The organism is Streptococcus sp. A25 (assembly GCF_043674095.1).
GTDB lineage: Bacteria > Bacillota > Bacilli > Lactobacillales > Streptococcaceae > Streptococcus > Streptococcus suis_V.
Window position 1 is genome coordinate 16,593 of sequence record NZ_JBIMJO010000013.1, and the last position, 13,770, is coordinate 30,362.

14 protein-coding genes are annotated in these 13,770 nt (G+C 46.5%); 12 read left to right on the forward strand and 2 right to left on the reverse strand.

Annotated features, from left to right (window positions below; genetic code table 11):
* Nucleotides 1-28 precede the first annotated feature (28 nt).
* From fmt to ACHBID_RS07040, 9 genes are all read left to right on the forward strand, one after another.
* Nucleotides 29-967 (forward strand): methionyl-tRNA formyltransferase, encoded by a 939-nt coding sequence (gene fmt / locus ACHBID_RS07000; RefSeq protein WP_394732071.1) that lies wholly within the window; start codon nucleotides 29-31, stop codon nucleotides 965-967.
* Nucleotides 948-2,264 carry a 16S rRNA (cytosine(967)-C(5))-methyltransferase RsmB gene (gene rsmB / locus ACHBID_RS07005; RefSeq protein WP_394732072.1) on the forward strand — a complete coding sequence of 439 codons (1,317 nt, stop codon included), beginning with the start codon at nucleotides 948-950 and terminating at the stop codon, nucleotides 2,262-2,264. Before fmt ends, rsmB begins: the two co-directional genes overlap by 20 nt.
* 33 nt (nucleotides 2,265-2,297) lie before the next feature.
* On the forward strand, nucleotides 2,298-3,035 hold the full coding sequence (locus ACHBID_RS07010; RefSeq protein WP_105111228.1) for a Stp1/IreP family PP2C-type Ser/Thr phosphatase: 738 nt from the start codon (nucleotides 2,298-2,300) through the stop codon (nucleotides 3,033-3,035).
* Complete coding sequence (gene pknB, locus ACHBID_RS07015) at nucleotides 3,035-5,026, forward strand: Stk1 family PASTA domain-containing Ser/Thr kinase (RefSeq protein ID WP_105123452.1); 1,992 nt, start codon at nucleotides 3,035-3,037, stop codon at nucleotides 5,024-5,026. Before ACHBID_RS07010 ends, pknB begins: the two co-directional genes overlap by 1 nt.
* 95 nt (nucleotides 5,027-5,121) lie before the next feature.
* Nucleotides 5,122-5,817, forward strand: coding sequence for a cell wall-active antibiotics response protein LiaF (gene liaF, locus ACHBID_RS07020; protein ID WP_105123453.1), 696 nt, complete (start codon nucleotides 5,122-5,124; stop codon nucleotides 5,815-5,817).
* Nucleotides 5,817-6,833: a sensor histidine kinase gene (locus tag ACHBID_RS07025; protein ID WP_105123555.1), complete on the forward strand. Its 1,017-nt coding sequence runs from the start codon at nucleotides 5,817-5,819 to the stop codon at nucleotides 6,831-6,833. Before liaF ends, ACHBID_RS07025 begins: the two co-directional genes overlap by 1 nt.
* Nucleotides 6,805-7,446: a response regulator transcription factor gene (locus ACHBID_RS07030; protein WP_105111231.1), complete on the forward strand. Its 642-nt coding sequence runs from the start codon at nucleotides 6,805-6,807 to the stop codon at nucleotides 7,444-7,446. Before ACHBID_RS07025 ends, ACHBID_RS07030 begins: the two co-directional genes overlap by 29 nt.
* Before the next feature lie 54 nt (nucleotides 7,447-7,500).
* Entirely contained in the window at nucleotides 7,501-8,901 is a 1,401-nt protein-coding gene (locus tag ACHBID_RS07035; protein WP_394732073.1) for a bifunctional Cof-type HAD-IIB family hydrolase/peptidylprolyl isomerase, read from the forward strand.
* Nucleotide 8,902: 1 nt separating this feature from the next.
* Nucleotides 8,903-9,274: a S1 RNA-binding domain-containing protein gene (locus ACHBID_RS07040; RefSeq protein ID WP_105161265.1), complete on the forward strand. Its 372-nt coding sequence runs from the start codon at nucleotides 8,903-8,905 to the stop codon at nucleotides 9,272-9,274.
* A gap of 64 nt (nucleotides 9,275-9,338) precedes the next feature.
* On the opposite strand, the gene cysK is transcribed toward ACHBID_RS07040, so the two are convergent.
* Nucleotides 9,339-10,265: a cysteine synthase A gene (gene cysK / locus ACHBID_RS07045; protein WP_105161266.1), complete on the reverse strand. Its 927-nt coding sequence runs from the start codon at nucleotides 10,263-10,265 to the stop codon at nucleotides 9,339-9,341.
* A gap of 90 nt (nucleotides 10,266-10,355) precedes the next feature.
* Nucleotides 10,356-10,988 (reverse strand): YigZ family protein, encoded by a 633-nt coding sequence (locus ACHBID_RS07050; protein WP_394732074.1) that lies wholly within the window; start codon nucleotides 10,986-10,988, stop codon nucleotides 10,356-10,358.
* A gap of 56 nt (nucleotides 10,989-11,044) precedes the next feature.
* Between ACHBID_RS07050 and ACHBID_RS07055 the strand changes: the two genes are divergently transcribed.
* The 3 genes from ACHBID_RS07055 to hpf all read left to right on the forward strand — a co-directional run bounded on the left by ACHBID_RS07055 (nucleotide 11,045) and on the right by hpf (nucleotide 13,614).
* The gene (locus ACHBID_RS07055; protein ID WP_394732075.1) at nucleotides 11,045-12,337 is read left to right on the forward strand and encodes a DEAD/DEAH box helicase; all 1,293 of its coding nucleotides are present in this window, start codon (nucleotides 11,045-11,047) and stop codon (nucleotides 12,335-12,337) included.
* The gene (locus tag ACHBID_RS07060) at nucleotides 12,330-12,995 is read left to right on the forward strand and encodes a ComF family protein (RefSeq protein WP_394732076.1); all 666 of its coding nucleotides are present in this window, start codon (nucleotides 12,330-12,332) and stop codon (nucleotides 12,993-12,995) included. Before ACHBID_RS07055 ends, ACHBID_RS07060 begins: the two co-directional genes overlap by 8 nt.
* Nucleotides 12,996-13,071: 76 nt before the next feature.
* Nucleotides 13,072-13,614 (forward strand): ribosome hibernation-promoting factor, HPF/YfiA family, encoded by a 543-nt coding sequence (gene hpf, locus ACHBID_RS07065; RefSeq protein WP_105111237.1) that lies wholly within the window; start codon nucleotides 13,072-13,074, stop codon nucleotides 13,612-13,614.
* Nucleotides 13,615-13,770 lie beyond the last annotated feature (156 nt).

Here is a 13,770-nt window from a genome sequence, read left to right on the forward strand (position 1 = left end):
ATACTAAATAGAGGATGAAGGAGCAGAGATGACAAAATTGATTTTTATGGGAACGCCTGAGTTTTCAGCGACTGTTTTGAAAGGTATTTTGGCAGAGGGCTCCTATGAGGTTTTGGCGGTGGTGACCCAGCCTGACCGAGCGGTTGGGCGCAAGAAAACCATCCAAATGACACCGGTCAAGCAGGTGGCCTTGGAGTACGACTTGCCTGTTTACCAGCCGGAAAAATTATCAGGCAGCCAGGAAATGGCGGACATTATGGAATTGGGAGCGGACGGAATTGTGACAGCGGCCTTTGGTCAATTTTTACCGACCAAGCTGCTGGCCTCTGTTGACTTTGCGGTCAATGTCCACGCCTCGCTCTTGCCCAAGTACCGCGGTGGCGCGCCCATTCATTATGCCCTTATCAACGGAGATGAGCGAGTCGGAGTGACTATTATGGAAATGGTCAAGGAAATGGATGCGGGCGATATGATTTCAAGCGACAGCATTGCCATTGAAGAGACAGATAATGTCGGCACCCTTTTTGAAAAACTAGCGGTGGTCGGTCGTGACCTGCTCTTGAAAACCTTACCGGGTTATATGGCTGGCGACATCAAGCCGGTGGCACAAGACCCTGAACAGGTGACCTTCTCGCCCAATATTCAGCCTGAGGAGGAAGTTTTGGACTGGGCCAAGTCTGCCCGCCAGATTTTTAATCAGATTCGTGGTATGTATCCTTGGCCGGTTGCCCATACCTATTGGCAGGGAGGGCGCTTTAAAATTCAGGAGGCTTTGGAAGTGGAAGGGTCTGGCAGACCAGGTCAGGTCATTGAAAAGACTAAGAAAACACTGGTCATCGCCTGTGGCAGCTCTGCTATTTCCCTAAAAACCGTTCAGCCAGCGGGCAAGCCTAAGATGACGATTACGGACTTTTTGAATGGGGCTGGCCGTGAGATTGAGGTAGGAGATGTCTTTGGTGAACAATAAGCAAACAGCGCGTGGACTGGCTCTGGCGGTCTTGACAGAGGTCTTTGAACAGGGAGCCTACTCCAATATCGCCCTCAACAAGGCCTTGGAAGGAACCAACCTGTCAGCCCAGGACAAGGGGCTGGCTACGGAATTGATCTATGGTACGGTGTCACGAAAAATTACGCTGGAATGGTATCTGGCCCACTTTATCGATGACCGGGACAAGCTGGACAGCTGGGTCTATTACTTGCTCATGCTGAGCTTGTACCAGCTGCTTTACTTGGACAAATTGCCTGTCCATGCCGTGGTCAATGAGGCGGTAGAGTTAGCCAAGCGTAGCAAGGGAACGGACAAATTTGTCAATGCCATCTTGCGGAAAATCAGCCAGGTGGACCTGCCTGACCCAGCTAGTATTAAGCGGAAGAACAAGCGTTTGTCAGTTCAATATTCTGTCCCAGTCTGGCTGGTTCAGACCTTGGTTGCGGAATATGGTGATGAGAGGGCGGAGAAGATTTTTGCCAGCCTGCACCAGCGTAATAAGGCTAGTGTCCGTGTAACAGATACTAGCTGTCTGGATGATTTGCAGGCAGCATTGGGAGCGGAGCGGTCGCACTTGTCTCCTGTTGGCCTAGTCAAGTCCCATGGACATTTTGCTGGGACGGAGGCTTTCAAGTCCGGTCTTTTGACCATTCAGGACGAGACCAGCCAGCTGGTGGCTCCGACCTTGCAACTTGAGGGCCATGAAGTCGTACTGGATGCTTGTGCGGCACCTGGTGGTAAGACCTGCCACATGGCGTCTTACCTGGATAGTGGGAAAGTGGTGGCCTTGGATTTATATGACCACAAGCTGGCTCTTATCCAGGAAAATGCGGACCGCCTGGGCCTTTCCGATAAGATTGAAACTCAAAAATTGGATGCCAGTCGGGTGCATGAAGTCTTTGGTCCAGATAGTTTTGACAAGATTTTGGTGGATGCTCCCTGCTCCGGCATCGGGCTTATCCGTCGTAAGCCAGACATTCGCTATAATAAGGCTGGTCAGGATTTTGAAGCATTGAAAAAAATACAGCTGCAGATACTGGACAGCGTTTGCCAAACCATTAAAAAAGGTGGTATAATAACCTATAGCACATGTACCATTATTGCAAAAGAAAATCAGGAAGTTCTTCGAGAATTTTTAGACAGTCATCCTGATTTTGAACAAGTTGCATTAACACATCCAGAATCATCAATTGTGACAGATGGAATGATACTGATTACCCCTGAACTTTTTCAGACAGATGGCTTTTTCATTGGTCAGCTGAGAAGACGATTCTAGAAAAGGAGGCTGTTGCTTAGCAACAAGAAACTTATGGAAATTGCATTACTTACAGATGTTGGACAAAAACGATCAAATAACCAGGATTATGTCAATCGTTATGTCAACCGAGCAGGAATTGATTTGATTATTCTAGCAGATGGACTAGGAGGTCATCGCGCAGGCCATATTGCTAGTGAAATGACAGCCACAGACCTTGGTGCTGCCTGGGTAGATACTCAAATTATGACCCTCAACGAAGTCCGTGAATGGATGGTTGACATCATTGAGCAGGAAAATCAAAAGATTTATCAATTGGGTCAGACCGAAGAATACAAGGGCATGGGAACAACCTTAGAAGCGGTTGTGGTTATTGACAATCAGATGATTTATGCCCATATCGGGGACTCTAGAATCGGTATCGTTCATAATGAAGAATATGAACGCTTGACCAGTGACCATTCCTTGGTTGGAGCTCTTATGCGAGCGGGTCAATTGACAGAAGAAGAGGCGCAGAACCATCCTCAGAAGAATATTGTGACCCAGTCCATTGGTCAGGCGGACCCGGTTGAACCAGATATTGCCTTGAAGACCTTGGAAGTTGGGGATTACGTGTTAATCAACAGTGATGGCTTGACCAATATGGTCTCGACAGAGGATATTCGCGATATCCTCTTGAGTGATGTTTCGTTGGAAAGCAAGGCAGAGACCCTGGTTCGTTTCGCTAATAATGCTGGCGGTTTGGACAATATCACGGTTGCCATCCTTCATATCACGGAGGAGGCTAACTAATGATCCAAATCGGTAAGATTTTTGCCGGTCGGTATCGGGTCATTCGGCAGATAGGCCGAGGAGGAATGGCTGATGTCTACCTGGCAAAGGATCTGATTTTGGATGGTGAGGAGGTTGCTGTAAAAGTTCTCCGGACCAATTACCAGACAGATCAAATTGCTGTTCAACGTTTTCAGCGTGAAGCCAGAGCCATGGCTGATCTCAATCACCCAAATATCGTACGGATTACGGATATTGGTGAGGAAGATGGTCAGCAATACCTGGCCATGGAATATGTTAATGGCCTGGACTTGAAGCGCTATATCCAGGAAAATTCACCCTTGGATAATGATGATGCGGTCCGTATCATGGGGCAAATCTTGCTGGCTATCCGTATGGCCCACACCCGCGGTATTATCCATAGGGATTTGAAACCTCAGAACGTCCTTCTAACGCAAGATGGCGTGGCCAAGGTAACGGATTTCGGGATTGCGGTTGCCTTTGCAGAGACCAGTTTGACCCAGACAAATTCGATGTTGGGCTCGGTTCACTATCTCTCGCCAGAACAGGCGCGGGGGTCCAAGGCTACAGTGCAAAGTGATATTTATGCCATGGGGGTCATTCTCTTTGAGATGTTGACAGGACGAATTCCTTTTGATGGCGATAGCGCTGTAACCATTGCTCTCCAGCATTTTCAAAAGCCCATGCCATCTGTTCGCGAGGCCAATCCAAACGTACCGCAGGCTCTGGAAAATGTTGTCTTAAAAGCAACAGCCAAGAAATTGACAGACCGCTACAAGTCCATTGCGGAAATGTACACGGATATGGCTTCAGCCTTGTCCTACAATCGCCGCAATGAGCAGCGGGTGGTGTTGGATGAAAACAAGGTGGATTCAAAAACCCTGCCTAAATTATCCCAGGTTGCTTCAGAGAAAAAAGTAGATACACCAGTGGAGTCTTCACCAGCTCCAGTAGCAGTTGCTCCAAAAACTAAGCCGACGTCATCAGCCAAGAAGCCCAAGGCAAAAAAGAGGATTCGTACCCGCTATAAGGTGTTGATGATTGCTATTGGCCTTCTCTTGGCGGCCTTCTTCGCCATTCTTTTTAACACTCCAGCCACAGTGACAGTGCCGAATGTTGTGGGGCAAACCTTGGAAGTTGCGACGGAGGAGATTGAGACAGCCGGATTGCGCGTGGGTACGGTGACCAATGAAGCTTCGACGGAAGTCGCAGAAGGTCAAGTTATTCGGACAACACCTGCTGCTAATTCCAAGCGCAAAGAAGGTTCCCGTGTCAATATTGTCATTGCCATGGAAGAAGGTGTCAACATTCCTGATTTGTCTGGTGATGAATTGGCAAAAGCCCAGGAAAAACTAGAGGCTCTTGGCTTCAAAGTGGAAGTGGAAGAAGAGTATAGCGAGAAGGTTAAACAGGGCCGGGTGATTCGGACTAAGCCAGAATGGGAGACCAGTCAGCCAAAAGGTTCAACCGTTGTCTTGGTTGTTTCCAGAGGGGCTGAGCCAGTTGATGTACCGGATGTATCTGGACGTAGTGTGAATGATGCTACCCATGCCCTAGAAGCTGTCGGTTTGAAGGTTTCTTCGACCAAGGAAGAATACAGCGACTACTTAGAAGCTGGTCAGGTAATCGGAACAGACCCTGCAGCCAATACCAGTGTTTCTAAGGGTTCTAGCCTGGTTCTCATTGTTTCAAAAGGTCAACGACCACTCATGCCAGATTTTGGTATCTTGACGACTTCCTACTCAGATGCTAGAAAACAGCTGGAAGCTTTGGGAATTAAAAGTATTGAGCGCGTGGAAGATTCGAGTTATTCGACTAGTGAGCGAAATCTGGTCGTAGGACAAAGTCCTCTGCCAGGTCAACCTATTACTGACTCTGTCACAATTTATGTATCCATTCCTACTGTGACACCAGAGTCCAGCAGTAGCAGCACTAGCTCGACAGAAGAATCAACGACGACTAGTACGTCTTCATCAAATAATTCAGACTAAGAGGGGCATTGTCCTCTCTTTTTTCTTAAAATTCCTACCCGGGTAGGAGACAAATCCTGCTAAAATCTGTTAGAATATTGGGAGAGGATCCTTACATGAAAAAAATCCAATTTTTTATACTGATAGAGAGTATTTTGTTTACGCTGGCCTTTTTTGATACCCTAGCCAGTGAGACGGCACGGACTCTTCTCCTAATCGCAGTGATACTAATTCTATTCTGGTATATCACAGGCAGAAAGGGGCTTAATGCCCTACTAACAACGGCCCTTTCTCTCATATTTTTAGTCTTTTTCCTCAATATTTATTTCATTATCGGTGTTTTGCTGATGGTGGTCTATATTTTGGTTAATTTCTTTTCACGCTATGAGAAGCAGTACCAGTATTCCCAGATAGTTCTGGGGGACCAGCATATTCAATCCCAGCATCAAAAGTCCCAGTGGTTTGGTCATAAAGATCATTCCCAGGACCAGTATGGTTTTGAGGATATCAATATTATCCGCCTGTTTGGCAATGACGTTGTTGACCTGGATCAGACGGTTCTAATTGGTCGGGATAATGTGGTTGTTATCCGTAAGACTTTTGGTAAGACTAAAATTATCATTCCTATTGATGTCGAGCTATCCCTGTCTGCCTCTAGTCTGTATGGACGTGTCTATTTTTTAGGCGATGCACATTGGGATTTGCGAAATGAGAGTTTTTCGATTGCGACCCCTGACTATTCTTCTGCCAATAAGCGGGTCAAGGTTGTCATCAATAGCCTCTATGGCGATGTGGAGGTCGTGCGGGTATGATGAAGAAAGGAACGCTATTTTTTCTCATTTGGTATGCCGGGCTGATTGTTATCGTCATCCTTGCCTCAGTCCTTCCCTTGTTGGGCTATTCCTTATTTGACATGTCCTTTTGGACGGCCAATGACCAGCTCTATGTGACCTTGATTTCGCTCCTGATACTCTTGACAATCTTTCTATCTATCTTAGTTCAGACGGTCAGTTTCCTATCCACGCAGACCATGAGAATGAAGATTAAGCAAATCAGCAATCACCAGCCCATTAGGGTTGATAGCGACGAGGACCAACTGCTCCTACACCTATCTGAGAAAATGCGCAGTTTGACCAGGCAGGTCCAATTGATTGACAACCAGGACCTAGTCAAACGGGAAGCAATTGTCGAGGGGGAGCGCAAGCGAATTGCCCGTGACCTGCATGATACGGTCAGCCAGGAACTCTTTGCGACCAGCATGATTTTATCAGGTCTGGCATCAAATCTGTCCACCATACCGAAAGAAACCCTGCAAGAGCAGCTGGTCTTGGTCAAGGACATGATTGAGTCGGCCCAGCGGGATTTGCGGATTTTGCTCCTGCACTTACGACCTAGTGAGCTGGAAGGTAAGACCCTGGTTGAAGGTTTTGATGTGATTCTGCGGGAAGTCAGCGACAAGAGTAGTATCCAGGTCCACTTCCAGCATGAAGTGGAAGAATTGCCTAAGCTGATAGAAGAGCACCTCTTCCGCATTGCCCAGGAGATTATTTCCAATACCTTGCGCCATGCCAAGGCCAAGCAACTGGATGTCTACTTGATTCAGAAGGAGACAGAATTACAGCTTAAAATGACAGATGATGGCATTGGTTTCCAGCAGGAAGATGATGGGGAGCTCAGCTATGGCCTCCAAAACATCCGCGAGCGGGTGGAAGATATGGCAGGGACTATCAAGATTCGGACGGCTCCTAACAAGGGGGTTGCCATTGATATTCGTATCCCACTACTGAAAGGAAAAGAAGATGAAGACGATTCGAGTGATGCTGGTTGATGACCACGAGATGGTCCGACTAGGATTGAAAAGTTATTTAAATTTACAGGCTGATGTGGAGGTTGTCGCAGAAGCCAGCGATGGCGAGGAAGGCTTGGCTAAGGCACTGGATTTGCGTCCAGATGTGGTTGTTATGGACCTGGTCATGCCCAAGATGACAGGGGTAGAGGCGACTCTGGCCCTCTTGAAGGAATGGTCGGATGTCAAGATTGTGATTTTGACTTCTTATTTGGACAATGAAAAAATCTATCCAGTTCTTGAGGCTGGTGCCAAGGGCTATATGCTCAAAACCTCTAGTGCAGACGAGATTCTCTCTGCCATTCGCAAGGTGGCGCGTGGGGAATTTGCCATTGAAACAGAAGTGGAGAAGAAGGTCGAGCACCACAAGCGTTATCCAGACCTGCATGATGATTTGACCGTACGTGAACGGGAGATTTTGGCCCTGCTTGCCAAGGGCTATGATAATCAGCGGATTGCGGATGAATCCTTCATTTCCCTCAAAACGGTGAAAACCCATGTTTCCAATATCCTGTCTAAACTAGCTGTCAGCGACCGGACCCAGGCTGTCGTCTATGCCTTTCAACATGGACTGGTGGCACAGGATGAAGATTAGTGATATAATGGTAGGCAGTCATACTCAATGAAAAACAAAAGTGGGGGAGAATAGATGGACGCAAAATTAAAATACAAGGCCAAGAAGATTAAGTTGGTATTTTTCGATATTGATGATACCTTGCGCTTGGTGGAGACTGGATTTATTCCGGACACTATTCCGACGGTCTTTGCATCACTGAAAGCAAAAGGCATCTTGACAGGGATTGCCTCTGGTCGGGGCAAATATGGTGTTGTGCCAGAAATCCAGGCCTTGCAGCCGGATTACTTTGCTATGATAAACGGCTCTTATGTAGAAGATGCCAAAGGCAATGTCATTCGTAAGGCTCCGATTGCACCGGATTTGATTGAGAAATATATTGCTTGGACCAAGCAAGTGGGGATTGACTATGGGGTTATGAGCGCTGAAAAAGCCACTCTGTCCTTCCGTGACCAGCGGATTAGTCAGGCCATTGACCCCATTTATGATAATCTGGAGACAGACCCTGATTTTTACAAGGGCCAGGATATTTACCAAATGTGGACCTTTGAGCAGGAAGGTCAGGAAGTGGTCTTACCGGAGGAATTGCAGAGCGACTTACGCAGTGTCCGTTGGCATGCCATTTCATCAGACATTGTCCTCAAGTCTGCCTCTAAGGCAGCAGGGGTAGCCGCAATCGTTGAAAAGCTTGGTCTCAAACCAGAAAATGTCTTGGTCTTTGGCGATGGTCTTAATGACATAGAGCTCTTCCAATATGCTGGCATCAGTATTGCCATGGGGCATTCCCACCCAGAACTGCAAAAACATGCAGATTATATTACAAAAACTGTAGAAGAAGACGGCATTTTTGATGCCTTGGAGAAATTAGGTTTGGTAGAAAAAGAAAAATACTTCCCACAATTAGACTTGGAAAATGTAGAGGGACCAGTTGCCCGCATCAAGACAAATCACGGTAGCATGACCATCAAGCTCTTCCCAGAAATTGCACCAAAAACAGTGGCGAACTTTGTTGCCCTGTCAAAAGATGGTTACTATGATGGCATTATTTTCCATCGTATTATCGAGGATTTCATGATTCAAGGTGGCGACCCGACTGGTACAGGTATGGGCGGTGAGTCTATCTACGGTGAGTCCTTTGAGGATGAATTTTCTATGGAGGCCTTCAACCTGCGTGGTGCTCTTTCTATGGCCAATGCAGGTCCCAATACCAACGGCAGTCAATTTTTCATCGTGCAGAACCAGAATTTCCCTTACAATGCCAAGGAATTGGAGCGCGGTGGCTGGCCTGAGGAAATTGCGGCTCTTTATGCTGAAAATGGTGGAACACCGCACCTGGATCAACGCCACACGGTCTTTGGACATTTGATGGACCAAGAATCTTATAGGGTATTGGATACCATTGCGGCTGTAGAGACAGATGGTTCAGACCGTCCGAATGAAGATGTTGTCATCGAAAGTATTGAAATCGAGGACTAAGATGAATATTGGTGATAAAGTCAAAGGAAAAGTGACGGGCATTCAGCCCTACGGTGCCTTTGTTGAATTAGAGAACGGCCAGATTGGGCTTATCCATATTTCTGAAATCAAGACAGGCTTTGTTGATAATATCCACCATTTTATTAAAATGGGCCAGGAAGTTCTGGTCCAAGTCGTTGACTATGATGAATATTCGCACAAGGCTAGTCTATCTATGCGGACCTTGGAAGAAGAACGCCAAAAAATCCCAAGACACCACCGCTTTACCAACGACCGCTATAAGATTGGCTTTGAGCCTCTGGCCAAGGCTCTCCCAATCTGGATTGCTGAATCCAAGGAGTATTTGAAGGAAATGAAAGAAGGAAAGGTCTAGACTAGTTGCTAGTCTAGCTTTCCAATAGTAAAAAGAGCTTGGAAATCCAGGCTCTTTTGGTATATTAGTTTTCAAACTCATAGAGGGTAGTTGACAGATAGCGTTCACCGTTGTCAGCCAGGATAGCCAAGACTTTTTTGCCAGCTCCTAGTTCCTTAGCGACTTCAATCGCAGCATGAATAGCAGCGCCAGATGAAATGCCGACCAGGAAACCTTCCTGTCCGCCGATAGCGCGGCCGGTTGCCAGAGCATCATCTGATTTGACGCGGACAATGCCATCGTAGGCAGTGGTATCCAGGGTGTCTGGGATGAAGCCAGCTGAAATTCCTTGAATCTTGTGCGGACCAGGTGCTTCACCAGAGAGGACGGCAGACTCATCTGCTTCCACAGCGTAAATTTTTACATCGGGATTGGCTGCCTTGAGGACATGAGAGACACCGCTGACGGTACCACCAGTACCCACGCCTGACACAAATGCATCCAGACCAGTTGGTCCAAAGTCCTCCAAAATTTCTTGTCCTGTTGTATCTTCATGAACTTTTGGATTGGACGGGTTGGCAAATTGGAAAGGTACCCAGCCATTTTGTGCTTCAGCGATTTCATTGGCCTTGGCAATGGCACCCTTCATCCCCTCGCTACCTGGTGTGAGAACTAGCTCAGCTCCATAGGCTTGGATAATTTTACGACGCTCAATGCTCATGGTTTCAGGCATGACGATGATGACCTTGTAACCTTTTGCAGCTCCAACCCAAGCCAAACCGATACCAGTATTTCCGCTTGTAGGCTCAACAATCGTATCACCAGGCTTGATAGTGCCGGCCTTTTCAGCATCTTCAATCATTGCCAGAGCAATGCGGTCTTTGACAGAAGAACCAGGGTTGAAGGCCTCCAGTTTGACATAGACATCCGCAGCACCTTCAGGAACAATGTTATTGAGTTTGATAATCGGTGTTTTTCCGACAAGTTCTGTAATCGATTGATAAATAGCCATTGCTAATACCTCCAAATATAGTTACTTCTAGTATATACCAAGTCCCAGCCAATGTATAATATAAAAAAACTATCATTATGATAGCTTTTTTTAATGAACAGAAACTTCGACAATTCTTGGCTCAGTCTCTTGGCTTGTGACCTTGCCATGGTAAAATTCGGTCAGACTAGTCAGAGTCGGCGCAACCAGTTCCTTGTCAACATAGATCATGGTTTGAACTTCCGTTGTAAATTGGGTATCGTGTTCTTCCAGTCCCAACTCAGCCCGCCAGTTGGCAAATTCCTGGTACTGGGCATAGGAAAGGGTGATAGAAATGCCTTTTTGCTCCTTGACTTCAACAATGCTGATTTCCTTGACAGCCTTGGACACGGCCCCAGCATAAGCCCGAATCAGCCCACCGGCACCCAATTTGATACCTCCAAAATAGCGGGTCACAACCGCTGCGACATTGGTCAGTTCATGATTTTCCAGCACTGTCAGCATGGGAACACCCGCTGTACCAGAAGGCTCGCCGTCGTCCGATGATCGCTTGATTTCCATATTTTCGCCAAGGATAAAGGCAGAGCAGTTATGGTTGGCCTTGTAGTGCTCTTTCTTAATACCGTTGATAAATTCCCTGGCCTCTTCCTCGGTTGTCACCCGTTTCATAAAGCAAATAAAGCGGGATTTCTTAATCTCTTCTTCGACAATACCGTCTTCTTTAATGGTCTTAAATTCTTTCATACCAAAATTATACACGTTTTTCCAAAAACTGACAAAAATTTCCGAATAAATAAGTGATGAAAGAACTAGAAAATTATTATGGACGACTGTTTACCAAGTATCAATTGACGGCTGAAGAGCGCCAAGCAGCTCAGACCTTACCTAGCATGACAGAGGGGGGCGCTTGTTTTCGTTGTTCGACTGCATTTTCGGACCGCCATCGTTTACCAAACGGGGCCTACTATTGCCGAGAATGTATCCTGCTAGGCAGGGTGCGGTCAGATGAGGAACTCTATTATTTTCCCCAGCAGGATTTCCCAGAAAATGCCTGTCTCAAGTGGTCTGGTCAGCTGACTGATTGGCAGCAGAAGATTTCAAACGGGCTCTGTGCCAATATTGAAAAAAGGCGGCCGACCTTGGTTCATGCCGTGACGGGGGCTGGAAAGACGGAGATGATTTACCATGCAGTAGCGCAAGTCATTGACCAGGGCGGAGCAGTTTGTCTGGCCAGTCCCAGAATTGATGTCTGTATCGAGCTTTATAAGCGGCTGCAACAAGATTTCGCTGTTCCCATCAGTCTCCTTCATGGCCAGTCGGATCCTTATTTTCGGACGCCGCTTGTGGTCGCTACCACCCACCAGTTGCTCAAGTTCTACCAGGCCTTTGATTTGGTCTTAATCGATGAGGTGGATGCCTTTCCCTATGCGGACAATCCCATGCTCTACCGGGCAGTAGACAATGCCGTCAAAGCAGACGGGCTCCAGGTTTTCCTGACAGCGACCTCGACGGATGAGCTGGATAGGAAGGTAAAATCCGGCCAATTAGAACGGCTCAGTTTGCCCAGACGCTTTCACGGCAATCCCTTGATTGTGCCAGAAAAGGTCTGGTTCAGCCAATTTGACCAGAGCCTGAAAAAGAACAAGCTGGTTGTCAAGCTCAAGCAAGCTATCAGAAAGCAGCGAAAAACAAGTTTTCCCTTGCTGATTTTTCTGCCAGAAATTTCCAAAGGCCAGGAATTTGTAGCGATTTTGGAGAGAGAATTTCCTGATGAGAAAATCGGTTTTGTTTCTAGTCAGACGGAAAATCGACTGGAGATTGTTCAAGGTTTTCGCGACCGCACCATTACCATCCTGGTTTCAACAACGATTCTGGAGCGAGGTGTGACCTTTCCCATGGTTGATGTCATGGTAGTCCAGGCCAACCACTATCTCTATACGTCGTCCAGTTTGGTGCAGATTGGGGGTCGAGTCGGGCGGTCCATGGATCGTCCCACAGGCTTGCTCCTCTTTTTCCATGAGGGTTCGACCCGTGCCATTGAAAAAGCAATCGCTGAAATCAAATTTATGAACAAGGAGGCCGGCTATGTCTAACTGCCTACTCTGTGTGGAAAGCCTGCGGACCCGCACCACATTTAGCTCTATCCTCTTTTTCCAGCAGGAAAAGCTAGGGATTTGTTCCAGCTGTCAGGCTTCTTTTAAGGAAATAGCAGAGCTCCACTGTCCGTCTTGTTATAAGTCAGGAACTTCCGATATTTGCAGTGATTGTCGGCACTGGCAGGCCAGGGGCAAACACATTGACCACAGGGCCATTTTCCAATACAATCCAGCCATGGCAGATTATTTCAGCAAGTACAAGTTTCAAGGGGACTATCTGCTCAGACAGGTCTTTGCCCAGCAAATCAAGGTAGCCCTGTCAGCTTATTCGGACTATACCTTAGTTCCCATTCCCCTTAGTCCAGAGAGGTTGGAGGAGCGAGGCTTCAATCAGGTAACGGGGCTACTTGATGCGGCTGGTCTTCCATATAAAGAGCTCCTGGGCAAAATTGATAGCCAGAAACAGTCTTCAAAAAGTCGGGAGGAGCGTCTTGATGCAGAACAGGTCTTTTATTTGTTGGAGGAAGATGAGCTTCCAGAAAAAATAATTTTAGTTGACGATATTTACACAACAGGTGCCACAATCCAGCTTGCTGCGGGACTTTTCATGAAAACTGGTCAGAAAGAAATCAAAACATTTTCACTTTCACGTTGAGAAAACGGTTGCAATATTTTATAAATATGTTATAATGATAGTGAAGAAAGGCGAAAGCCAAGAAAGAGGTACTAATATGATTAAATTCAGTATTCGTGGAGAAAACCTTGAAGTTACAGATGCACTCCGTGCCTATGTAGAAGAGAAAGTTGCTAAGATTGAGAAGTACTTTAGTGCAGACCAAGAGTTGAATGCCAAGGTAAACTTGAAGGTTTACCGTGACAAGCGTGCTAAGGTTGAAGTGACTATCCCTGTTGGTGGTGTAACCCTACGTGCAGAAGACATTTCACAAGAAATGTATGGCTCAATCGACCTTGTCGTAGACAAGATTGAACGTCAAATCCGTCGTAATAAGACAAAAATCGAGCGCAAACACCGTCAAAAAGTGGCTACTGGTCAAGTCTTTACAGACGAGTTGGTAGAGCAAGCTGAAGAAGAAGTAAAAGTAGTTCGTACTAAGCAGGTAGACTTGAAACCAATGGATATGGAAGAGGCGGTTCTTCAATTGGAATTGCTTGGACATGACTTCTTTATCTACACAGATGCCAATGATGGTACTACCAATGTCCTTTACAAACGTGAAGATGGCGATTTGGGACTCTTGGAAGTGCGTCAGTAATTCTCAGAACTTGTATTCACAGTTCAGTATCTTTAGCTAAGACTAGTTTTCTGCCACTCATCGTTCGTTTTTCTCGAAATACAGTCAGTATTCCATCAAAAAACGGTCTTGATTTGTAAAAAAAACTATCTCTCATCTAAATCTACCTTACTTGTA